Annotated in this window: 20 protein-coding genes; 7 read left to right on the forward strand and 13 right to left on the reverse strand. The window is 49.1% G+C overall.

Going from position 1 to position 22,151, the window contains the following annotated elements:
• Positions 1 to 257 precede the first annotated feature (257 nt).
• Entirely contained in the window at positions 258 to 1,796 is a 1,539-nt protein-coding gene (locus FCL42_RS16460) for an AbgT family transporter (protein WP_136864524.1), read from the reverse strand.
• 346 nt (positions 1,797 to 2,142) lie between these two features.
• Between FCL42_RS16460 and FCL42_RS16465 the strand changes: the two genes are divergently transcribed.
• From FCL42_RS16465 to FCL42_RS16475, 3 genes are all read left to right on the forward strand, one after another.
• Positions 2,143 to 2,742 carry a hypothetical protein gene (locus tag FCL42_RS16465; protein ID WP_136864525.1) on the forward strand — a complete coding sequence of 200 codons (600 nt, stop codon included), beginning with the start codon at positions 2,143 to 2,145 and terminating at the stop codon, positions 2,740 to 2,742.
• Complete coding sequence (locus FCL42_RS16470; protein ID WP_229359889.1) at positions 2,735 to 3,385, forward strand: peptidoglycan-binding domain-containing protein; 651 nt, start codon at positions 2,735 to 2,737, stop codon at positions 3,383 to 3,385. Before FCL42_RS16465 ends, FCL42_RS16470 begins: the two co-directional genes overlap by 8 nt.
• A 127-nt stretch (positions 3,386 to 3,512) precedes the next feature.
• Positions 3,513 to 3,782 carry a GIY-YIG nuclease family protein gene (locus FCL42_RS16475; RefSeq protein ID WP_229359890.1) on the forward strand — a complete coding sequence of 90 codons (270 nt, stop codon included), beginning with the start codon at positions 3,513 to 3,515 and terminating at the stop codon, positions 3,780 to 3,782.
• 126 nt (positions 3,783 to 3,908) lie between these two features.
• Here FCL42_RS16475 and FCL42_RS16480 read toward each other — a convergent pair whose 3' ends face one another.
• Positions 3,909 to 4,745: a BspA family leucine-rich repeat surface protein gene (locus FCL42_RS16480; RefSeq protein WP_136864527.1), complete on the reverse strand. Its 837-nt coding sequence runs from the start codon at positions 4,743 to 4,745 to the stop codon at positions 3,909 to 3,911.
• A 509-nt stretch (positions 4,746 to 5,254) separates the two neighbouring features.
• Here FCL42_RS16480 and FCL42_RS16485 point away from each other — a divergent pair.
• Positions 5,255 to 5,458 (forward strand): hypothetical protein, encoded by a 204-nt coding sequence (locus tag FCL42_RS16485; RefSeq protein WP_136864528.1) that lies wholly within the window; start codon positions 5,255 to 5,257, stop codon positions 5,456 to 5,458.
• Between the two features lie 16 nt (positions 5,459 to 5,474).
• Here the strand turns inward: FCL42_RS16485 and FCL42_RS16490 are convergent, their stop codons facing one another.
• Entirely contained in the window at positions 5,475 to 5,948 is a 474-nt protein-coding gene (locus FCL42_RS16490; RefSeq protein WP_136864529.1) for an Lrp/AsnC family transcriptional regulator, read from the reverse strand.
• Positions 5,949 to 6,067: 119 nt separating this feature from the next.
• On the opposite strand from FCL42_RS16490, the gene FCL42_RS16495 reads away from it, so the two are divergent.
• Positions 6,068 to 7,135, forward strand: a complete 1,068-nt coding sequence (locus tag FCL42_RS16495; RefSeq protein ID WP_136864530.1) for a PLP-dependent cysteine synthase family protein — start codon at positions 6,068 to 6,070, stop codon at positions 7,133 to 7,135.
• Between the two features lie 709 nt (positions 7,136 to 7,844).
• Positions 7,845 to 8,210, forward strand: a complete 366-nt coding sequence (locus FCL42_RS16500) for a YegP family protein (RefSeq protein WP_136864531.1) — start codon at positions 7,845 to 7,847, stop codon at positions 8,208 to 8,210.
• 353 nt (positions 8,211 to 8,563) lie between these two features.
• On the opposite strand, the gene FCL42_RS16505 is transcribed toward FCL42_RS16500, so the two are convergent.
• The 10 genes from FCL42_RS16505 to FCL42_RS16550 form a co-directional block, all read right to left on the reverse strand.
• Positions 8,564 to 10,477: an AAA family ATPase gene (locus FCL42_RS16505; protein WP_136864532.1), complete on the reverse strand. Its 1,914-nt coding sequence runs from the start codon at positions 10,475 to 10,477 to the stop codon at positions 8,564 to 8,566.
• Positions 10,467 to 10,964 carry an ABC-three component system middle component 5 gene (locus FCL42_RS16510; protein WP_136864533.1) on the reverse strand — a complete coding sequence of 166 codons (498 nt, stop codon included), beginning with the start codon at positions 10,962 to 10,964 and terminating at the stop codon, positions 10,467 to 10,469. The genes FCL42_RS16505 and FCL42_RS16510 overlap by 11 nt, the downstream gene beginning before the upstream one ends.
• Positions 10,965 to 10,968: 4 nt before the next feature.
• Positions 10,969 to 11,610, reverse strand: coding sequence for an ABC-three component system protein (locus tag FCL42_RS16515; RefSeq protein WP_136864534.1), 642 nt, complete (start codon positions 11,608 to 11,610; stop codon positions 10,969 to 10,971).
• Positions 11,611 to 11,614: 4 nt separating this feature from the next.
• A complete protein-coding gene (locus FCL42_RS16520) occupies positions 11,615 to 11,971 on the reverse strand; it encodes a hypothetical protein (RefSeq protein WP_136864535.1) in 357 nt (118 codons plus the stop codon).
• A gap of 145 nt (positions 11,972 to 12,116) precedes the next feature.
• Entirely contained in the window at positions 12,117 to 12,659 is a 543-nt protein-coding gene (locus FCL42_RS16525; protein WP_136864536.1) for a hypothetical protein, read from the reverse strand.
• Between the two features lie 980 nt (positions 12,660 to 13,639).
• Positions 13,640 to 14,311, reverse strand: a complete 672-nt coding sequence (locus FCL42_RS16530) for a nitroreductase family protein (protein ID WP_136864537.1) — start codon at positions 14,309 to 14,311, stop codon at positions 13,640 to 13,642.
• A 244-nt stretch (positions 14,312 to 14,555) separates the two neighbouring features.
• On the reverse strand, positions 14,556 to 17,687 hold the full coding sequence (locus tag FCL42_RS16535; RefSeq protein WP_136864538.1) for an efflux RND transporter permease subunit: 3,132 nt from the start codon (positions 17,685 to 17,687) through the stop codon (positions 14,556 to 14,558).
• An 11-nt stretch (positions 17,688 to 17,698) separates the two neighbouring features.
• Entirely contained in the window at positions 17,699 to 19,048 is a 1,350-nt protein-coding gene (locus tag FCL42_RS16540; RefSeq protein ID WP_136864539.1) for an efflux RND transporter periplasmic adaptor subunit, read from the reverse strand.
• A gap of 12 nt (positions 19,049 to 19,060) precedes the next feature.
• Positions 19,061 to 20,317: a TolC family protein gene (locus FCL42_RS16545; RefSeq protein WP_136864540.1), complete on the reverse strand. Its 1,257-nt coding sequence runs from the start codon at positions 20,315 to 20,317 to the stop codon at positions 19,061 to 19,063.
• A 294-nt stretch (positions 20,318 to 20,611) separates the two neighbouring features.
• A complete protein-coding gene (locus tag FCL42_RS16550; protein WP_136864541.1) occupies positions 20,612 to 20,935 on the reverse strand; it encodes a hypothetical protein in 324 nt (107 codons plus the stop codon).
• A gap of 185 nt (positions 20,936 to 21,120) precedes the next feature.
• Between FCL42_RS16550 and FCL42_RS16555 the strand changes: the two genes are divergently transcribed.
• Positions 21,121 to 22,143, forward strand: a complete 1,023-nt coding sequence (locus FCL42_RS16555; RefSeq protein WP_169308427.1) for a DUF2860 family protein — start codon at positions 21,121 to 21,123, stop codon at positions 22,141 to 22,143.
• Positions 22,144 to 22,151: the final 8 nt, after the last annotated feature.

The following is a 22,151-nucleotide window of genomic DNA, read 5'->3' on the forward strand; positions in this document are numbered from 1 at the left end:
TTATACCAACCTGAATGACGATTAGGTCGCTATTTAAGTTGGTAGTATGTTCAGCAAAATATGGCGGCTTTACGTTAAACGCAGTGCCAAAAACTGAGGTGAGATGGTATCAATAATCACCAACATCTCAACCGAGAACTTGGAAATAATTTGATATAAAACAATGTGCTGAGCATGAATCTAGGCCCGGAACAACCGGGCCTGATTTGTGGTTAGGGGCATATTTGGTGAGGCGTAAGTCAGCCCGCCCAGAGTCACTACACGCCGTAGGTGTAACTGGCGTTTAAGCCTAATGGTAGGCCAAGGCTCCAATAGAGCAGTAGCCACAGGGTCCAGCAGAGTAGCAGCGCCACCGAGTAGGGCAACATGGCCGCGATTAGGGTGCCGATGCCGGTGTTTTTTACGTACTTCTGGCAATAGACCACCACCAGCGGGAAGTAGGGCATCAGAGGGGTGATGATGTTGGTGGAGGAGTCGCCAATTCGATAGGCGGCCTGAGACAGATCCGGCGAGATATTGAGCTGCATCAGCATGGGCACCAACACTGGGCCAATCAGTGCCCACTTGGCTGAGGCGCTGCCCATAAACAGGTTCACAAAGCCAACTAACGCAACTAGGCCAACAATGGTAACGGTTGCTGGCATTCCAAGGGCTTCTAGGAAAGCTGCACCTTTTACCGCAATCAGCACGCCCAGGTTTGAGGAGGAAAATGCCGCGATAAACTGAGCGCAGAAGAACGCCATTACAATGTAGGCGCCCATCCCTTCCATCGACTTGCTCATCGCTTTAATAACATCGGCAGACTTTTTGAACTCACCGGTTAGGTAGCCAAATACCACGCCAGGAACCACAAAAAAGATAAAAATCAGCGGCACAATGGATTTCATGAGCGGAGCGCTAAAGCTTGCTAAAGAGCCGTTAGCGTCTCTTAAGGTGGAGTTCTCCGGCAGGGCGGCCAGTGCGATTAAGACCATTGCGGCCAACATGGCCACACTGGCCCAACGAAAGGCACGATTCTCTTTAGTTGAGATCTCATCCATCTGTGGCGCGTCGATATCCTTGTTAAGGGGCGTGGACTTTACTAGTCGTGGCTCCATTACTTTGTCGGTGAGATACCAGATGATCAAAATAATCGGGATGGTGGATGACGCGGCAAAAAACCAGTTGTTTAACGGGTTAAGGGCGATATTGGGATCGATGGTCTTGGCCGCAGCTTCAGTGAAGGATTGCAGCAATGGATCGATGGCAGACGGGATAAAGTTGGCGCAAAAGCCGCCGGAGACGCCTGCAAATGCCGCCATGATTCCGGCGATAGGGTGACGCCCCATGGCATAGAAGATCACCCCAGCCAGTGGAATCACCACCACGTAACCCGCGTCGGTGGCGGTGTGGGAGACGATGCCGACTACCGCAACCGCTGGAGTGATAAGCTTGGCTGGTGTCACCTTAAGCATCTTCTTCAAGGCGGTGTTGATAAAGCCTGAGTGCTCAGCCACACCAACGCCGAGCATTGAAACCAACACCACTCCGAGAGGGGCGAAGGCGGTGAAAGTGCCGACCAGATTGGTTAAAAACGAGGTTAAGGCATCGGCGGTTAGCAAGTTGGTGATCACCACTGGCGCGCCGCTTCGAGGGTCAATTTCCGTGAAGCTGACGCTTGAAAGCAGAGCGGAGATGGCCCACACCAATGCCATCAATATTAGGAACAGCACTGCGGGATCCGGCAGTTTATTGCCGACCTTTTCAATGCCATCCAATACTCGGGTTAATCCACCACTATTTTGGTTCGAGCTCATACACACTTCCCTAATGACTGCTGGAGTTCAAACCGCGACCCCGGTTGTTTTTTCCTAACATCGTTAGTTTTCTTAACATTATCAAGCTTTTTGGGCTGAGATGTTGTAAGGCAAATCTGGGTTAGGTCTTGGAGTATGAAAGGGAGGAACGCTTACGCCGAAGGCAGACTTTGACCCTATGGATTCGGGCCTTGACCGCTAGAGAGCCTGCAAGCTAAGAGATAGGTTGATGATTTCCGGTGATGATTTTGGGTTTGGGTGGTTTACTCAATAGAGGGAGAGCGCAGTGTTCACTAACAACATTTTTAGAATGACTGACACGCCAATTGTATTGGGATTGCTCTTGGTGTTTATCACATGGAGTGCCAAAGAGCTCATCGCTTCAGCTACCAACACCCCGCTTATCGAGTATCACTATCGCTGGATGGATGAGTCTGAATATCGAAAATGGAGCCAAAAGATGCGGGCATTTGCGCTAAGCTGCGTCGATCGCTCGGCGATAAATGATAATGATCTCAATTACCTACTGGTTTCAATGCAAAATCTGTCTGACACCAAGTTGCTCAAGGGCGTGTCGGTATCATTTGTTTACCCTCCTGGCTCAGGCTCCACCATTAGCGGCTCACGACTGCTGTCAAAAACGCCGGCGATTAAAGGGGATGTGTTAGAGATGTGCAGCAATAACGGCTTTGAGATACGGGGGCTGGATTTTCATCCTCACTGGGAACATACGGCGATATTGGCGGTGAAGGGCACCTCGCAACCCTTTGCTGTACTTCAAAAATCCGAAGTGGCGACGCTATTTGAACAGCGTAACCTTAAAACCACCCTAGTGAGAAATGAGGTGCTGATTACCCTGATCTCGCTGGGCTTAGCGATCGTCATCGCCTTGTTCTATTTTATGTCGTTATCATCAGCGCGTACGGAGGCCAATCGTGATGACTAGATTGCCGTTTATTGCTTTGTCCCTGTTATCGTTTTTTGCTCAGGCCGACCAGAAAATTGAGGTGAAAGACGATTCTAACAATGGCGTCTCTTCCGGCATCTATTTCAAAGACGTCAATAACCATAAAGGCGATACCAATCCCGATGGGGTGTTTGTTTCAGCCAGTGACTGCAGTGTGGGGGAACTGGTCATCGCTAAGCCTAAGAGCGATCTGTATGAAAATGGCGTGGCTCGCTGCGTGAAGGGCATGGAGACCGTGGCGCTTCGGGTAACCTGGAAGCCCCTATACGCCAACCTAATTCAGAATCGAGATTACTTTATCGCTCAAGGTGACTTTGCCGCTGCGGCATTGGCTTCCAATGAGATTGCTGCTCGTACTGCCGATGTCAGTATTGCTAAGCAGCAGCAGGTTTCTGCCCTTGAATCTTTTGCTAAGTATCTGCAAGTGGCTGAGGATCTTGACCCTGTGGCTTATGATCCTCTTCAAAATCGAGATGTGGCGACGCCGCAATTTGTGGATGCGATTAAGCAGTATCAGATCCGACATGGGCTTAATGCTTCCGGCATGATTGATAATAAGACCCTAGCGACCGCCGCGGGGCTGAATGTGGGTGACATCATGTACAGCAACAAAGCCCATTAAAGCACAAGCAATGCCACTGGATACCGACCATAGTAGAGCTTATCAATGCTGCCTTTTGGCTGTTGGCTATATTGAAATATCCACTGAATCGAAAGGATACGCTATGGAAAGGACTCCCTGCGTTTACATGCTATCGAACCACCGCAACGGAACGCTCTATGTCGGTGTTACGTCTAACCTTCATCAGCGTATATGGCAACATAATAATCAATTTGTAGATAGCTTCAGTAAACAGCATAACTTAAAGCTATTGGTGTATTTTGAAGCGCACCAAGAGATGGCCGACGCGTTACTATGTGAGCGCCAGTTAAAAAACTGGCGTAGAGCATGGAAAATTGAGTTGATAGAAGCATCAAATCCATACTGGAGAGACCTGTGGGATGATATTTGCTGTTGATTCGTTAAGCCACTTGCTACCGGCGTTGAGAGGGCTCGACTGATAACGCAAAGCCACCAAGCGTCTGCAAACCCTCCGATGATTCCCTGACGCACGTCAGGGCCCAGCGCCTTTCGAGGTGTTGCCTTATTGGCTTAGGCTACCCTGAGACTCTGAAAATGCTGGCGGAATATGGCCTTCACTCAAGCCACTTTCTAAATCAAAGCCGTCAAAATCGACCGCTTTACTGACATCCCACCGAGACAGATCCTGATCAAATTCAGTAGCGCGGAAAAACATGCCTGACATATTGGTTATTTTGCTGGTATTCCATTTATCGAGCGGTTGGTTGAATTTACTGGCATCTCGGAACATCCACTTGGCGTCTGTGACATTACTGGTGTCCCAGCTATTTATCGGCTGATTAAACGACCAAGCACTTTTGAACATGCCGCCCAGATCATTGATATGGCTCATGTCCCATTTTGCCAGCGGTTGGTTGAATGAGTACGCCGCCCAAAACATAGAACGGACTGAGTTTACCTTTGATAGATCCCAATTGTCGATGGGTTGATTGAAGGACTCCGCGGCGTAAAATGTGCCGCGCATCCATTCAACATTCGAGGTATCCCAGTGATTGATTGGTTGATTAAAGGAACTGGCATGCTGGAACAGCAGTTCCATATCGGTCACGTTGCTGGTGTCCCAATCCCCAATCGGTTGGTTGAACTCTCTCATCATGTAGAACAGGCGCCTGAGATCAGTCACCTTTGTGGTGCAAAAGCGGATTTCACCCAATGCCAAGGCCTCCAAGTTGTCTTGATCGCGAATGCTGTCATTGTCGACCACCAGATAGGTGAGTCCATCGTGGACAAAGGAGCTGTTTACTGCCTGCTCGCTGCAGGTCACCGTAGGAGAAGGCGTGCTCAACGAGGCGCAGCCGCCAAGTAAGCTAAGCATCAACATAGGAGGAGTGGTCTTCATGGGGAGCCTTGTTCCGGAAAGTTAGTCTAAGTCGCTGATGATTATAAAGTAATAGGTACAGCGTTAATGAGAATTGCATCACTGCAGCAATATTCACCGTCAACAATGTAAGCGCAAAAATAATACCACTGGCTACCGGCGTTCGCCGGCAAAGCGTTGGAAGGGGCGGCCGATTGTGTAAAGTCTGCGCTTACCGAAAAGACCTTCCAACAATTCCCTGACGCACGTCATGGCCCAGCGTCCTTTGGTTTTGAACTTAGAAACGCCGCTGGATACCGGCGTGTGCCGGCAAAGCGTTGGGAGGGGCGGCCGATTGTGTAAAGTCTGCGCTTACCGAAAAGACCTTCCAACGATTCCCTGACGCACGTCAGGGCCCAGCGCCCTTGATTTTGCGCTTAGAAAAAGCCACTGGCTACCGGCGTTCACAGGCAAAGCGTTGGGAGGGGCGGTCGGTAACATAAAGTCTGCGCTCACCGAAAAGACCCTCCAACGACTCCCTGACGCACGTCATGGCCCAGCGTCCTTTGGTTTTGAACTTAGAAACGCCACTGGATACCGGCGTTCGCCGGCAAAACGTTGGGACGGACGGTAACGTAAAGTCTGCGCTCATCGAAAAGACCTTCCAACAATTCCCTGACGCACGTCAGGGCCCAGCGCCCTTGAATTTGAAAACCGAAAAGCCATTGGCTACCGACGTGCGCAGCAAACACTAGGTATCAGAGCGATTCATCACTCCCCTGAGAGGGGCAATGCAGTAGTGTATTTCAACGGCTCCATGGCAAAGGTGGAGGTGACGTTAGAGATGCCCTCCACCGAATTCACCAATTTTTTATAGAAGCCATCGAAACACTGCATGTCTTTGACCACAACTTTCATCATGTAATCGTATTCTCCCGCCATGCGGTAAAATTCCATCACCTCGGGAAAGTCCGACGCGGTGGCCACAAAGCGGCTGTACCATTCGTGGGAGTGGTTGCTGGTTTTGATCATCACAAAGGCGGTAAAGGAGAGATCCAGCTTTTCAGGATTCAGCAGTGCCACCCGCTTTTCAATAACGCCTGATTCCTCTAGTTTTTTCAGCCGTTTCCAACAGGGCGTAGTGGTGAGATTGACCGCCTCTGCCAACTCGTTCAGTGACAAGGTGCCATCTTGCTGCAGCAAGGAAAGTATCTTGCGGTCGGTTTTATCCAGTCCGGTTCCCATAAGTGTGCTTCTGTAGGAAATTTTTCTCCATTCTAGTTTTTATGCAGTGAAAAAGGCAAAGTTTTTCCCTGGTTAAGTAGCTAAATTATGGGCATAACGAATTTGAAGGAATAAGCCCCATGTGTACTGACCATAACTGGATCAACAATGCCGTTCGCAAGATTGAAGCGGATTACCAGCGCAGTGCTGATACTCACCTGATCAAACTGGATCTGCCTAGCGTTGATGGCATCGACATCTATTTGAAAGATGAAAGTACACACCCAACCGGTTCATTGAAGCACCGTTTGGCGCGTTCCCTGTTTCTATACGCCATCTGTAATGGTTGGGTCGGTCCTGAAACCACCATTATTGAGTCCTCTTCCGGCAGCACCGCAGTATCGGAAGCCTACTTTGCCCGTTTGCTTGGCTTACCGTTTATTGCGGTCATGCCCAAAGGCACAGCTCGTAAAAAGATTGAGCAAATTGAGTTTTATGGTGGTCAGGCCCATCTGGTTGATCGCTCCGATCAGATCTATGCCGAATCGCATCGTCTGGCGAAAGAGTTAAACGGGCACTACATGGATCAGTTTACTTTCGCTGAACGCGCCACCGATTGGCGGGGTAACAACAACATCGCCAATGCCATCTTCAGCCAAATGGAACTGGAAGACCATCCGGTTCCAGCTTGGATTGTCATGAGCCCAGGTACTGGCGGCACCTCCGCGACCATTGGCCGTTTCATTCGCTACCAGAAACATGACACTAAGTTGTTGGTTGTAGACCCTGAAAACTCGGTTTTTCATGACTATTTTAAGACTGGTAATCTCAATATCACTTGCGATTGTGGCAGTAAAATTGAGGGCATTGGACGTCCTCGAGTGGAGCCTAGCTTCATTCCTGGCGTGGTGGACGAGATGCGCACCGTACCCGATGCAGCGTCTGTAGCCACTGCCCATTGGCTGGAAAAGATCCTCGGTCGCAAAGTCGGCGCTTCTACTGGTACTAACTTGTATGGTGTGTTGCAGCTGGCCAGCGAGATGAAAGCCCGTGGCGAAACAGGTTCTATCGTGACCCTTCTTTGTGACAGCGGCGAGCGTTATCTGGATACCTACTACAACAGCCAGTGGATTAAAGACAACATTGGCGATCTGCAGCCCTACATGGCCAAGCTGGAAACCTTCGAAGCCACTGGCCATATTAGCTAGTCAATTGCACAGAAAAAGAGACAAGCCCCGATTCGATCGGGGCTTTTCTGTATTTAATATTGGTCTTATATCGGAAGTGAGGGCTCGGTCGATAACGTAAATCCTCCAAGCACCTGTAAACCCTCCGATGATTCCCTGATGCACATCAGGGCCCAGCGTCATTAGAAAAAGCCACTGGCAACCGGCGTGCGCCGGCAAAGCGTTGGGAGGGCTCAGTCGATAACGTAAATCCTCCAAGCACCTGCAAACCCTCAGGTGATTCCCTGACGAACGTCAGGGCCCAGTGTCCTTGGTTTTGAATTCAGAAACGTCACTGGATACCGGCGTTCGCCGGCAAAGCGTTGGGAGGGCTCGGCCGATAACGCAAACCCTCCAAGCATCTGCAAACCCTCAGATGATTCCCTGACGCACGTCAGGGCCTAGTGTCCTTGAGCTTGAACTTTTAGAAATGCCACTGGATACCGGTGTTCGCCGGCAAAGCGTTGGGAGGGCACAGTCGATAACGCAAAGCCTCCAGACACCTGCAAACCCTCCGATGATTCCCTGACGAACATCAGAGCCCAGCGTCCTTGGTTTTGACTTTAATGGTTTTAAAAACCATGCCCAGTGTCCCCTTTCTCTAAATTGAGTATAACTATCTAATTTTGTTATATTATCTAGCTTGAGCTTAGGTTCGAATTGTCGCAGTTTAAAAATCAAGGACCTGTTGATGGAACAGAATTTATCCACCTCTCAATATGAAATCTTCAATCCACGCTTTGGGGATGGCGTAAACGTCGCACTAAAACATGAAGGCCAGAGCCTGTGCGTGGGTTTGGTGTCTGCCAAAGATGACGCCGCAGAAAGGGTTGAGAACATCAAAGAGTATGCTCGTAGCAAATCGAACTACAAGATCCTCGAGATGGATTTGGAAGACAGCTTCTATTTTGTTCTGTCCATCAACGGCAGCATGTCTCGCTCAGACATTTTGGCCATGAGTGACATGTTTGATACCAAGGACGAGGTGGAACAGCTTATAGAAGCTGTAATGCAGGCGTCTCAGACCGCAACCGTGGTTGATACTACCGAGCTCTAACTAGGAAGGTTTTATACGGTCTGATGAACACCAGACAATAGAGTAGGGCGCTCAAAGGAGCGCCTTTCCTGGATGTGATTCTACCCTAAGCCATTGATCTTTATAGTCGCTAAAGATGGGTGTCTACAGAAGCTGCGCAAACAAGTAATGCGGTAACCAGCCTGCGGATATCAGCAAGGTCAACCGCCGATCATTAGCTTGCTTTTGGTTCACTCATCAGGGCGATTATGCTGGATTTAAAACCCAGTATGTGTAGCCCTGTGCCTATTGACAGGAGGAATCATATCAACGCCTAAATCAGGTGCGCCGTAGGCGTCACCTGGATTTTCTTGTTAGCCGAACAATACTGGCAATTAACTCTGAAAGTTCAGAGTGTGGGTTCCTTTTTGATAATATTGACCTACACCATATTGATCATTATTTAGTGTCTTATCGACCATTGAAGTAGTCATTATGATTTGGAAATCATCTTTTATATCATTACAAAGTTCCACAATTATTTTTTGGAAATTTTGGCTTCTTTCCTCTCTCATTCCTTTATCTTCAATGTTATCAAACATTGAGAAGCAGGGTAGTCTAAATCCATCATCATTTATCGCAGTGAATAATGATGCCAAATGAAAAGTATTTTTCAATACCACATTTGAGCTTGCCGAAAAATTTGCCCTGTCATCGAGCCTCAAGCTGTCTGATGCAAAGTCGAAATCGAATCTTTGGGCTTTATCGAAGTCTTTCTCAACTCCACCATCTCGCTTTAATATTGAGACTACTTTTTCAGAGATGTTATTTCTAACAAATCTAACTCTTTGTTCTCTTCTTGCCTCTAAAATATTTAGCTTGTCTTGTTTTTTGGTTATTTCTTCTTGGAGTCTGTTCTTTTCTTTTCTTTTTAGATCTAGTTTCTCTGCCAGATCTATTTTGTCTCGATGGTTTTCAATTTGTGAAAGAATGAAGCCTTCTTCAGCTGCTAGTTTTGTTATTAAAGCTTCGTAATCACTTGATGTTGTACTTATCTTATTAAGATCTATTTTGAGACGGTTAAGTAGCTCTTTTTCTTTCTTTATTTTTGCGCTAAGACTAGATTTCAAATCTTTTTGGGTTTTTAGTATTTCTTGTGATTCAGAAATTTGAAAGTCAATCTGATTTAAAGATTCAATGTAGGTATCTTCTAGTGTGCTTGAGGTGTTTTCAGATTTGCACAAAGAACAGCTATTATTATGTTTGTCTTTAATTATCTCGCTATGACAACTAGGGCAATACCTAAAATCAATATCGTGAAGGCAGTTGTAGGTTGTTTTGGATACTTTTAAAGATGTTGCACGGATTTCTAGAGCTTTTAAAAAATCAATGCTTTCTGATATTTCATAATTGACAGCTATGTAGTCGGACTCAGTCTCATTGATAATACCTGCTTGCTTATCAATTTGCTTCTGTATTCTAAAAATTTCTTTGTTAACCTCAGTAGTTGAAGTATTTGAGGTAGTTTCTCTGAGTTTTATTCTCTTATTTGATATTTCTTGAAGATCACGATTTAGTGATTGTATATTGTTTTCTATTTCTTCTATGGATACCTTTATATTGGTTTGCCCTAAGACTGCGTATATGGTTTTCAGTTCATCATCTATTTTCTTGAAATTCTTTTCTGCTCGATATAGCTCTTGCCTGATTGAGTGTGCTTCCAGGTTATCGAAGCCGAAAAAATACTCGCCAATGGCTTTACGCATCGATTCAGTATCGTAAATGAATGGCTCTGTTCTAAATATTTTCGATGCAGGTGTATCTTGGTCGATATATAACAATCGAAGCATCTGATGAATAGTTAAAGAGTCATTTTCTTCTGTTACGTGTTGTTCCAAGCCAAGCAAGCTGAAAATTTGCATGGAATAGCTTTTTCTAATATCACTTTTTTTGTTCTTATAAGTTGTCCAACCTTCAGGTGACTGTAATGCTGATTCGTATTTTCCTTCGAAAATTTGAATAAATGGTTTGCTAGTTTCTTTCTCGATTAATCTTTTAAAAACATAGGGCTTTCTATTTATTTTTAATGCTATTGTGATCGATGTGCAATCTAAGGCCTCTCTTTTCCAACTGTTCTTCTTGATGTCGCCTCCAAGCCCATAAGATATCAACTCCATGATAGTGGACTTACCGGTACCATTGTCACCGCGAATAACATTTAAACCGGAGTGAAAAGTCTCATCATAAACAGACTTTATCCCTGAGTGGATTACTACTCTATCGATAATTAGTTTTGTGTTATTCATCATACTTAAACTCTAAAAGTCCGGAACGTTTTTTTAATCCTTGCGGACCACTCCAGTTTGTTTTTGCTAATCCAGATACTATGGTTTTGAATGCAGAGGTTTTAATAAAAAGGTCTTCGCTTATTTCATGTATTAACTGACTCGGGATATTTTCTTGTTTTAGTGATATATTCCTGTTCTCTCCTGATACTTTTACTATATCTTTAGCAACTAGGAGGCCAACGGCTGTATTGAATACTTCAGTCATTTGGAAAAAAACTCTTTTTTTATTTGATATTTTTTCAAATGGTTCTGGTATCGCTCCCTTCTTTATTTTGTACTCTTTTATATCTGACGGCCACGGCTGTATTTCGCTTATGAAGTGCGGAAAGTTATAGTAAAAATCGAGAAGACGTAACTTTTCTTTAGGTAATTCTTTGGTAGATAGAAGAATGCTTATGATTCTGTATTGGGTGTGATAAATATCTTTTGTTGGGTGGTATAAAATCATGGCTTCACCATTGAAGAAAGCAATTTCCGGTTAAAAGATACATCATCCCTCTAACTTGTTTAGGTGTTAATGTTGGGTCAGCTGCTGATACTTCATCAGCAAGAGGTTCAATAATCAATTTTGAAATAGCTAAATCTATTACATTTTGATCTGTCTTGCTTTCAATCATTGGGATTATTGTAGAGTTAAACTTCTCCTCAATTTTCCCCATTATGTTGAGATGTATGGCTGATGTGTGAGTGCATAGTTCATAGCGCATTAATCTACTGGCAAATTTCTTTTTGTATTCCTTTGCTGTTGGGATTAAATCTTCTCTGTTTCCCGCTTTAAGTTTATTCTCAAGTCCTATGATTTTTCTTCCTGGTCTTGGCGTTTGGTACTCTTCTAACTCTTCCTTGATGGCTATGAATTCTTTGCTTTCACAATCAACATTTTTATATCTATCAACAAGAAGTAATATTTGTTCCGGATTTACCTGGGGAGGCTCAAAGTTTAATTTGTATTGCGTATCTTTAGAACCAATAAATATATCACCATTGTCTGTGCTAACATTGCTTATTTGGTTTTCAGATATTGTCTGATTTTTTTCATTTATAGACTCAACTTGATCAGCAAGGAGTTCCATCAGCAGTTTTCTTTTTTCCATTGTGCTATCGTTTTCTTCCTATGAAAATATCGCCTTTTTTAGTTTTTGCTTTTGTTATCTTATTGTTGGATATCTCACCTGTTGATGAGGACTTATCCCCAATAAATATATCTCCAGTTTCTGTCTCTAAATCACTGGCTTCGTTTCCACTAATTGCGTCACTAGCATGACTTTGTGGCTTTTTACTAGCAATACCATAAAAAAGAACTGAAAATATAACGAGGAATGTCAAGATTGAAATAATAATCAGGTTGTTTGTGCTTATATCTGTTTCAATTAATTTAGGTAAGACCGTATAAGCAACAAAAGCTGCAATTGTTGGGATTGGTGCACTTTTTGCTGTTGTTTTTAATATTTCCATATTTTACTCGATAATGATGATGTACTCGGCTAACGCCTTGCTAAGGTGCAGCTAACCTACCACGAAACCCAAGCAAAGCCTCGTAAACACTGAAGCCGACCGAACCAAAAATGCCAAAGGTTAGATGTCACTCTTGAGCAATTTGTTAGCTAGCAGAGTGACGACGAGCTACTGCCTCATTCTCCATTACCACAAAATATGCATTGGGAGGCAATTTTTCATAGTCCACGGCCTCTCCTTTATGGCCTTGTGCCCCGACTAATGTACCAAGCTCTCTACAGTTATATACGACCTGCCACACACTATTTAACTTGATAAAACTAGCGCCAACACTGTCGGTGTAAATAGCTCTTTTCTTTGGGGATTTTTCTCTGTAGAACCATAATAAATATGGATACTGACCAGCACCTACTGCATTTTCCAACGCTTTCAGTTGAATATCTCGTAAAGTTTCACTTTGTTCATTTATGTTTAAGCCTTTAGCCCACCTGAGATTTACAGGGCATTCCCAACCGCAGTGAACATCTATATTTGATAGCATACGAAATTCACCTATTGGTTGTTTGGGTGGATATAATAAAATGCTAGCTTTCTTACGAGATGACGCACGGCGTAAGCGTACACCCTTTAATTCAGGAACATCGATCGTTGTATATTCTGACCAAAGGCTTTCCAACTGTTCTAACATGTTTAATCCTCTGTTGTGCTAGCTAACAGTATATTATGTCGAATTCCTAGTAAGTCCGAAGTCACATTATTACTTATCGGTCTTATAACCCCTATGTAACAATCCCTTGCGGTAGAATCCAACCTTTAAATAATGTTCCCGTGTTTATATGGGTCTATATAATTCGGTTTTCTAAGTCTTAACTCTTTGATTTCCCGAGATTCTAATGTCGAGAAAGTGAGTTTTCTAGTTTAGCTTTGGCTCACTTTCTCCATTTATTCGCTTAGACGAGTTATACCTGTAGATTTTCGCAGTATTGCCTTCAGTAACATCTGCTCAGATCCAAAGACTCTGGACCCTGACATTCGTCAGGGAGGCGGATAAGAGTCAATAGATCTTCTATAGCCTAATGATCCAAGCCTCTCGCCTTCACCAACCAGCTCAAACACCCCATCTGAGCTCTATTCAGTAAATGACCGCTAACCGCCAAAGCCTAAATACTCGGACTTTCTTGTTTTTCACCTAAAAATTCTAGGCAAGCTCCGCCATATCCTTGTTGCGCAGACAAGGATGAAAGATACTGATTTATAAGACTATTCTTGAGCTAATGCAGACGAATAACAACCGTATAAGTCACGGATTTTTGTAGGAAATTGGCCATAGTTGGCTTTAGTTAACGAACAGTGCTCGATTAGGTGGGCTTTGTTATCTTTTTAATTGATGTAAAAAGGCCCTCACTGCCAATTGGAGGCGAGAGGGCATCAAATCACTGGCATGACGGAAACAAGCTAGCTTGGGCAGACTCTGTGCGAGTTAGCTGCAGTTGTCTCAGCAGGGAAAGGAGAGAGTCACTTTGCTTCGTCGCACAGGTCCGCACAAGAGGGGGGATAAGCAGCAGTCTAGGTAGTGGCAAAATCTAACGACGCTGGCCACCCTGGGGGAGAGCGAAATGCCTGTGTCTGATTGCATCGTTAGATCATTTACCTTGGAACTGCGCTTATCTATTTTTTATAGCCAACTAACTGAACCAGGTAGGCGTGATGGCCATCTTTTAACTTCAGCATCTGGTCAATCTTGTCTCGATGAACGCCGCCAATGACTACGGCATTCATATCGTTGGTTCCCGCATACAGGTAGATATTCTGAGTAGAAAACGCCACTTGGTTGCCGTAATAGAAGTCCATGCCGTGGGCTTTTTCCATCGCTCGCTTCATCCCATCAGAGAACGACGCATCGTCGATGGTCATGATGAATACCACTGGTGCAGTGCCAACGACTTTCTGTGCTGATAAGCGGCCACGAATATCTTCAGACAGTACCTGTTGCAGCTGATGTTCTTCAGCTTGATAGTGATAGGTACCTTGCTCCATGGCAACATAGATGGCGATATCACCAAGTAGCGGTACGGTGCGGCCACCATTGTCACGGTTGATGCCTGCAGCGGCCCACAACAGGTTGCTTAAGTCCTGAGCTTCGATGGGCCTATTTGCAAATTTACGTACCGATTTTCGATTCTGCAGTGCTTGGCGCAGTGTCGCTGACTCGTCAATTTGGGGTTCAACAAGCTTAATGGTGGAATCGTTATCTGAGTGATCCAATTCATGAGCTTGGGCAAGATTGGCGGTTGTTGCTATTAGCCCTAAGGCTAGAAATGCTGCGAGTGTACGTTTCACGGGTACTGCCTAGTTATGATTATTGGAAGAGTGAAGCCCCCGACTTGCTAGTGTCGCAAACAGAAGGCTACTAGCATCGCAGTCAAGTGGGCTTATCAAAGGTACAGTTACATCCTATGGGCTAACGGCTTGAGAGTCGGTAAACGAATCTACGTAATCTGGATACAAAAATACGAAGTGACGGATTTATAGATAAAAAACGCCCTCAACCGAGGGCGTTTGTGGTTAGCATTGCTTTAAACGACTAACCCAGCTTAGCGGGAAAGCGTTTATATAGGGTTGGCAGTACCAACAGGGTTAGGGCGGTGGAGGTTACCAAGCCGCCGATGATCACAATCGCCAGCGGCCGTTGCACCTCTGAGCCAACGCCGGTAGAGAGAATGACCGGAATCAGTCCCAAGGCCGAGGTGAGGGCGGTCATCAATACCGGTCGCAGGCGGCTGATGGCTCCTTCAAAGGCGGCAATGGCCACCGCTTCACCGGCGCGAACCCGCTGGTTAATGGCGTCCACCAGCACTACGCCGTTTAGCACCGCCACACCGAATAGGGTGATAAAACCGATGGAGCTGGGCACCGACAGATAGGTTCCGGTGAACAGCAGCGCCAATACGCCGCCAATCAGTGCCAGCGGCACGTTGGCCATAACCAGCAGTGACTGCTGAATGCTGCCGAAGGAGAAGTAGAGCAGCAGGGCGATTAGAGCGATGGAGATTGGCACCACCACCGTTAAGCGCTGCTGCGCCCGCTGCTGGCTTTCATATTGGCCACCCACTTTAACGGCGTAGCCTGCGGGCAGGTCGGCATTGGCGTTGACCGTGGCGTAGATGTCGTCCACCACTGAGCCCATGTCTCGGCCAGAAACGTTGGCCTGAATCACCACTCGGCGCTGCACGTCATCACGGCGGATGTTTGGCGGCGCACTCTCCATGCCGATGTCGGCCACATCCCCAAGGCGAACTTGGCTGCCATCGGGGGCGAAGATAAGCAGGTTGGCTAGCTTCTCTGGGCTGTCACGGAACTGCTTGGCGTAGCGAAGCTGAATGTCGTAACGGGCGTTGCCGTCGATCACCTGACCGGCGGCTCGGCCACCGATGCCGTCAGACACCAGTTGCAGCACTTGATCGACACTGATGCCATAGCGGGCCAGCTTGTCTCGATTGGGGCGCACCACCAGTTGCAGTTCGCCCTGGATCTGCTCCATGGAGACATCCACCGCCCCGTCAATCTGTTTCACCAGATTTTCAATCTGCTTGCCCTTTTCAGCCAGCACCTGCAGATCCGGGCCAAACAGCTTCACTGCCAGTTGGGCACGTACCCCAGATAGCAGCTCGTCCACTCGGGTGGCGATGGGCTGGGAGAAGGTGTAGAGCAAACCGGGGAACACACTTAGACGTTCGTTCATGATGCGCTGCAGCTCAAAGCGATCTTCGGCGGTGGTCCACTGGGAGACTGGTTTTAGGCCGACGTAGATCTCGATGTTGTTGATGGGCTCTGGGTCGCCGCCCAGCTCGGCCGCACCAACACGGCTTAGGGCGTACTCCACCTCAGGGAAGCTCATCAGAATCGATTCCAGCTTGGGCGCCACGATGTTAAGTGAGGTGTTGAGGTTGGCCGTAGGTGCAAGGGTCACCCGAATGTTGATGGTGCCTTCCTCAAGCTCTGGCACAAACTCTGTACCCAAGTTGGGAACCAGGCTCATGGTGCCCACAAAGGCGATAATCGCCGCTGCCATCACCGCTTTGGGTTTGTCGATAACCACGTTGAGCAGGTTTCGATAGCCACGTTCAAGGGGCGTAACAACCGGGCTTTGACGGAAACGGACGCCGTTTTTAAACAGCATGGTGGCCAGTGCTGGCACCACCAACAGCGCCACGATGAGGGCGGAGATCATCGCCAAAATGATGCTGACCGCCATCGGCTGGAACATCTTGCCTTCCACCCCTTCTAGAGTGAACAGCGGCGCAAACACCACAATGATGATGGTGGTGGCGAAGAACACTGGGCTGGCTACCTCTTGGGCTGCGGCTTTGACTCGATCGCTGATGCTGTGGCGAGAGTTTTGGCTGTCATCCGACTGGCTCAGGTGTTTGAAGATGTTCTCCACCATCACCACTGAGCCGTCCACCAGCATGCCGATGGCCACGGCTAAACCACCTAAAGACATCAGGTTGGCGGAGGCGCCGAAGTAGGCCATTACCATTAGGGCAATGCCGATGGAGACCGGAATCGACAGCAGCACCAAGGTGGTGGCTCTGAGATTTAGTAGGAACAGCGCCAAAATCACAATGATGAAGCCAAAGGCGATCAGCAGGGCATCGCGCACGGTTTTCACCGCTTTGCTCACCAGATCGGCGTTGTCGTAGTAGGGCTCAAAGGTTACGCCCTGTGGCAGCGCCTGCTGGATCAGTGGAATACGAGCGGAGATGTCGTCGATGGTGGCCTTGGTGTTGGCGCCCATGCGCTTTAGCACCACGCCGGAGACCACTTCACCGAGCTGCTGCACCTCGCCATTGTCGTCTCGACGAGTCATCGATACTGCCCCTACTCGAATTTCACTGCCAAACTTCACCTCGGCGATGTCATCGATGGTGATCGGGGTGCCGTTGATCGCTTTAAGTGGCAGCAGTTCGATGGCGGTCAGGCCCGCTTCGCCGCTGGGAATAAAACCATAGCCACGCACCACAAACTGCTCATTGCCTCTGGGCATAAACCAGCCGCCGGTGTTGCGGTTGTTGCCCTCAAGGGTTTGCTGCACGTCGTCCAGCGTTAGCCCGTAGGCCTGCATCTTGGTGGGATCCAGCTGCACCTGATATTGGCGCACTTCGCCGCCAAATGAGAGCACCTGAGTGACCCCTTCCACCGGCATCAGCATCAGCTTGACCAGATAGTCGTTGAGGCCACGCAGGTCCATGGCGTCATAGCCGCTGCCAGGTTCCGCTCGAAGCAAGTATTGATACACCTGACCTAAGCCGGAGGTGTTTGGCCCCATCTCTGGGGTGCCCACGCCATCGGGAATGCTCTCCTGAGCCGCTTGCAGCTGCTCGAACACCTGTTGGCGAGCAAAGTAGATGTCGGTTCCCTCTTCGAACACCACGGTGACCACAGACAGGCCGGTTCGAGAAAGCGAGCGCACCTCGGTGACCGCTGGCAGCGAGTACATGGAGCCTTCGATGGGGTAGGTGATAAGCTGCTCCACCTCTTCTGAGGCCAGCCCTTCCGCTTGGGTGTTTACCGTTACCTGCACGTTGGTGACGTCAGGAAAGGCATCCAAGTTGAGCTTGGGCAGCATCGCCACCACTCCAAATAGGGTGGCGATCAGCGCAATAAGTACGATCAGTCGGTTACGAACCGCTGATGCGATAAGCGAATTAAGCATATGCGGTCCTATTAGTGGTTGTGGATGTCTAGGCCGGACTTATTCAGCTCAGAGGTGAGGAAGAACGCGCCTTCGGTCACCACCTGGCTGCCCATGGGGATGCCAGCAATCAGGTTCTGCTTGGCCATGGAGTCCAGCACCGTGACCTCGGTGGCTTGGTAGGACTCGCCATCATAGAGGTACACCACCCAGTCGCCGTCGGCACCTCGGCTTAAGGCCGAGTCCGGAACTACGATGCCGGTGCGGTGGTTCTGGCACAGATATGCGGTGGCAAACTGGCCAACATGCAGCCGATGATCTGGGTTTTGCACCTCAAGGCGCAGCGATTCGGTGCGGGTTTGGGCATCCAGTTGATGGTCGCGGCCAATCACCTTGGCTTGATACAGCTGATCTTCCACCTGCAGCGACAGGGTTTGGCCAATATGAACCGAGCCCGATTGACTGGGCGACAGCTGAGCGTTGGCCCACAACACCTTCTCGTTGGTAAGTACCATCAACGGGGTCAGTGCGGGCAGGTTTTGCTGCATCACCGAGTTGTCTTGCTGCACGGTGCCCCCATGGGGCGCTAGCAGGGTGAACTGGCCAAGTCGGGTGCTGGGTTCGTTTAGCTTATCGATTTGGGTTTGGGTCATGCCCAAGGCCAACAGGTTCTGCAGGCTGGTTTCCACGTCGATGCGCGCTTGCTGGAAGCGGCTGGCAGAGATGGCTTTTTTGCCAAGGGATTGCACCCGCTGCCACTCCGCTTCGGCCAACAGGTATTGCCCCTGTGCATCAGCAATGGCGCTAGAGGCCAGAGTGAGCAGGGCATCTCCTTGATGCACCTCTTGCCCCGGATTGACGTGACGGGCGATCACTCTGGCATCCACCGGCAGCGACAGTTGGCTGGTCAGGTTGGGGTTGGTGAGCAGCTGCGCTGGAATCGGCTGAGTAAAGTTGAAGTGGGATTCCACCACGGTAGACACCACAATGCCTGCCATGACGCTTTGCTGGGCGCTTAGGTGTAGGCCCTCTTCGCTGTGATCGTGCCCCTCTTCCTCTTCGCCATGAACATCGCTTTCGCTGCCGTGACCATGGTCATCGTCATGAACATCATCTTGGTCGCCATGCTGGTGATCGCCGCTTTCCTGATGGGGGGCACCGTCGTGGTCGTGATCATCAACTTGATGGTCACTATCGGCGGCAAACAGCGCAGACTGGGTTTCTGCTGGGGTTTGAGCTTTAGATTGTACTTTAGTTTGTGAATTCGCTTGTGCCGGGCCGTGGTCATGGCCGTCGCCAGCGATGGAGTAGGCGGAGCCAAATGCCAACATAAGGGCGGCGGCTACCGCAGTGATTTTGGTTGTTGTTAGTGCCATATTCATCAAAAGGTTTCCTTAAATTCCGCTTTGGCTGGCGTGCGCTTGCAGCCAGCTTTCCAGTTCGCCACGTTCGGCCATCATCTCAATCCACAAGCTGGCCTTTTCGGCGCTGAGCTCGCTACCGGCGGCATAGGTATCGGTGAGCTGCTGCTGTGATTGCAGGTACTGGCTGGTGGGCAGTTCTCCGGCGCGCCATAGGCGCTCTAATAGCCCTTGGCTGTCACCCAGAGAGTCTTGGGTCAGTTGTTGCCATTGGCGCAAACTGCTGGCGACCGCCAGATATTGGGTTTTTAAGGCATCTAAGTTGATCTTTAGATTGCGCTGGCTGGCGAGGTATTGTTTCTCCGCCACCACAATCTGCTGATTGGCTTCGGCGATCTCTCCTTGGTACTGGTTTCTCACGTTTAAGGGCATCGATACCCCAAGCTGGAAACTGGTGTCGTCTTTGTTGGCTTTTGCCCCAAGGCTAACGCTGGGGTCGGCCTTGGCTTCCACTTTGGATAACTCGAACTGCGCCCGTGCCGCCAACACTTGCTGATATTGGGTCTTCATCGGTGCCAATTGCGGCGTGACTTCGGTGGAGGGCAGAGTTGCTCCTTGGGTGATGGCAGGCATCGCAAGGGCGGTGTCGCCTCCGGCCAGTTTCAGGCCACGCTGAGCTTGAGCGAGGGCCACTTTGGCATCGGAGCGATTGGCGCTGATGCGAGCCAGCTCCAACTGCAGCAGTTGGCTGTCCAGGGGTGCTAATTCGCCAGCGTTCGCCATCTGTTTGGCAAGCGCTAACATGGCCTCGGTACGCTCAAACTGAAGCTGAGCGTAGCCGTCGAGTTCACCGGCTTGGCGCAGGTTAACCCAAGCAGTGAGCAAGGTTGCCAGCGCCTGATTTCGGGCCAGTTGGTATTCGGTTTGGGCTGACAGTGCCAGCAACTGAGCGCTGCGGCTGCGATAGCCGCGTTTGTCGGCCCAATCGATGGCTTGGGACACCGACAGGGTGTAATCCTCAGGGTCGGTATCGTGGCCGATGCTCTCCACATCAAAGGAGAGCTCTGGGTTATACAGCGGCTGTTCCGCGGTGTGGGTGGCCAACTCGGCGGCAGCCAGTTGGGCTTTCTGAGCTTGGATTTCCGGCAAGGCATCAAGCTGGGCCAAGGCACTGGCGGCAAACTCAGATAGCTGGGTTTGCGTTACGCCAGCGGCTTGGTGGGCGCTGACCGACATGGCAGCGCTCACGCTCACGGCCAGTAAGGCAGTGCGTAAACAAAGGGTAGACATAACCTGTTCCTACTTTGAGACCAATCAGAATCAGCACCTGATCGCATTTGGCGGCCATCAGCTTTATCTGACTGGTCCGACTCAGCGCTTGGGCTGAGTTCAAAACAAACGTTCGATTTGGAAAACAGAGTCAATCTGATTGAGGTTGCTCTAGAGCTCGTTGCTCTGGCCCGTCACTTTGGCCCCGTAAACCCCGGGTACCGCCAAAAGCCAGCAAAGGGCTAACGCGCAGGCACGGGCAACGGCCGCCTAACAAGACGGTGGTGTAAAGCTCAAATCAGATTGAAGTAGGAGTCAGGCGATGGGAGGCCGGTCGAGGGGCGGAGCAATTTCACCGGTGTAGTCCAGCGTGCGCCAGTGGGGTTTAGGCTCACAACCTGAGCTAATAAGTGGTGATTTTACAATGACGCCAAAGTGGCCAGCGCTGCAGTGATGGTGCAGGCAGCTTTCCCCTTCGGCGTGCTTATGCTCACCTTCATCGTGGCTGTGGTGGCCAACTTGGTTGTGCTGAGCGTTGTCGAAATGCAGCTCGATGGTGTCACCAAAATGCACATGACGACCTTCCAGCACCGCATTGGCGGTCTGGCTAAGTAGCGTCAGCACTATGAGTATCATCAAGCGTTTCATCTAAGAGGGTATTTCTCAATTGGATATTTTCGGATGCTATCAGTCTAGTTTCAGATTTAAAAGGAGTTTAATCACGGAAATTGGAATCACTCGCATTTGAGTTTTAACCCAGCGCGCTGGGTGGTGCTGACTATACTCAAAATATTGAGCTAATTAGGCAAAACCATGGAGTGATGATGAAAGCAAAACTGACTGTTGCAGTGGCAGCGTTAGCCTGTCAGCCCCTGCTCGCCGCGGATTTTCTGGCCATCCCAAAAGAGAGTGGTTGGAGCGGTTATGCCGGTGCTGGCATGGGTTACTATGAACTGCAGTCCAATTTTGTGGCTGGCAATGGATTGCGAGATCTTGGGGATCGTAACGGCGATGGCTTGAATGCGGCACCAGAAACCACAGGCGATTGGTGGCCACAGCCGGTGGTGGATCTGCGCTACACCTTCGGCGACAGCGGTACGCAGCTGTTTTTGGGTAACCTGATTCAAGACCAAGTGCGCTTGGATTGGACCCAGCAACTGGGTGTGCGCCAACGGGTGGGCGACTGGGGCATTGTTGGCTTAAGTGCGCTGTTTTCAACGGTGCCGACCAAGGTGTGGGATGACCCCTACAACCTGGGTGAGCGTGGACGAACCGACCGTGATTCCCGAGGGGTGAGGCTCTCTTGGGATGGCATTGCTGGCTCCACCGTCGGTGCCAACTACAGCTTCCGTAAAATCGATGTGGACAACGACATCGCCGGCGATTCGCTGATTTTGACCTCTCGCATCAGTGATGATGAAACCCAATTGCTGGAACGGGACGGCAACAACCACTATCTGGAGCTCTATGCCCGCTGGCAATTAAGCCAACGCCAACAGTTGATTCCGGCCATCAGTTACAATATCCGCGATCGTGATGGCGGCGCAGAAAAGGGCGATGGCAAAGGCTTTCAGGTGACCTATGTGTTCATCAGCAAAGCCTACAGTTTCACTACTACCGGCTATGTTGGCAGTCGAGATTATGACCAAGATAACCCGGTTTACGATCGCAAAGCCGATGCCGACGAGTACGGCATCAATGCCATCGGCTTCTGGCACAACCCTTTGGGGTTCGAGAATTGGGAGGCGCGTTTTAGTTTGACCTACGTGGAGTCCGATTCTGACATCCGCTTCTACGACAGCAGTCTGTATGGCGGCGGTATCTCCTTGGTTTATAAGCTTCGGTAGCCTCTGGC

Source organism: Ferrimonas aestuarii (assembly GCF_005116665.1).
In the GTDB taxonomy this organism is placed as follows: domain Bacteria; phylum Pseudomonadota; class Gammaproteobacteria; order Enterobacterales; family Shewanellaceae; genus Ferrimonas; species Ferrimonas aestuarii.

Bases quoted from the DNA above. Each gene is read 5' to 3' on its own strand.
- FCL42_RS16460 (WP_136864524.1), bottom strand. From the start codon at position 1,796: ATGAGCTCGAACCAAAATAGTGGTGGATTAACCCGAGTATTGGATGGC.
- FCL42_RS16470 (WP_229359889.1), top strand. From the start codon at position 2,735: ATGACTAGATTGCCGTTTATTGCTTTGTCCCTGTTATCGTTTTTTGCT.
- FCL42_RS16475 (WP_229359890.1), top strand. From the start codon at position 3,513: ATGCTATCGAACCACCGCAACGGAACGCTCTATGTCGGTGTTACGTCT.
- FCL42_RS16480 (WP_136864527.1), bottom strand. From the start codon at position 4,745: ATGAAGACCACTCCTCCTATGTTGATGCTTAGCTTACTTGGCGGCTGC.
- FCL42_RS16485 (WP_136864528.1), top strand. From the start codon at position 5,255: ATGGCCCAGCGTCCTTTGGTTTTGAACTTAGAAACGCCACTGGATACC.
- FCL42_RS16490 (WP_136864529.1), bottom strand. From the start codon at position 5,948: ATGGGAACCGGACTGGATAAAACCGACCGCAAGATACTTTCCTTGCTG.
- FCL42_RS16495 (WP_136864530.1), top strand. From the start codon at position 6,068: ATGTGTACTGACCATAACTGGATCAACAATGCCGTTCGCAAGATTGAA.
- FCL42_RS16500 (WP_136864531.1), top strand. From the start codon at position 7,845: ATGGAACAGAATTTATCCACCTCTCAATATGAAATCTTCAATCCACGC.
- FCL42_RS16505 (WP_136864532.1), bottom strand. From the start codon at position 10,477: ATGATGAATAACACAAAACTAATTATCGATAGAGTAGTAATCCACTCA.
- FCL42_RS16510 (WP_136864533.1), bottom strand. From the start codon at position 10,964: ATGATTTTATACCACCCAACAAAAGATATTTATCACACCCAATACAGA.
- FCL42_RS16515 (WP_136864534.1), bottom strand. From the start codon at position 11,610: ATGGAAAAAAGAAAACTGCTGATGGAACTCCTTGCTGATCAAGTTGAG.
- FCL42_RS16520 (WP_136864535.1), bottom strand. From the start codon at position 11,971: ATGGAAATATTAAAAACAACAGCAAAAAGTGCACCAATCCCAACAATT.
- FCL42_RS16525 (WP_136864536.1), bottom strand. From the start codon at position 12,659: ATGTTAGAACAGTTGGAAAGCCTTTGGTCAGAATATACAACGATCGAT.
- FCL42_RS16535 (WP_136864538.1), bottom strand. From the start codon at position 17,687: ATGCTTAATTCGCTTATCGCATCAGCGGTTCGTAACCGACTGATCGTA.
- FCL42_RS16540 (WP_136864539.1), bottom strand. From the start codon at position 19,048: ATGAATATGGCACTAACAACAACCAAAATCACTGCGGTAGCCGCCGCC.
- FCL42_RS16545 (WP_136864540.1), bottom strand. From the start codon at position 20,317: ATGTCTACCCTTTGTTTACGCACTGCCTTACTGGCCGTGAGCGTGAGC.
- FCL42_RS16555 (WP_169308427.1), top strand. From the start codon at position 21,121: ATGAAAGCAAAACTGACTGTTGCAGTGGCAGCGTTAGCCTGTCAGCCC.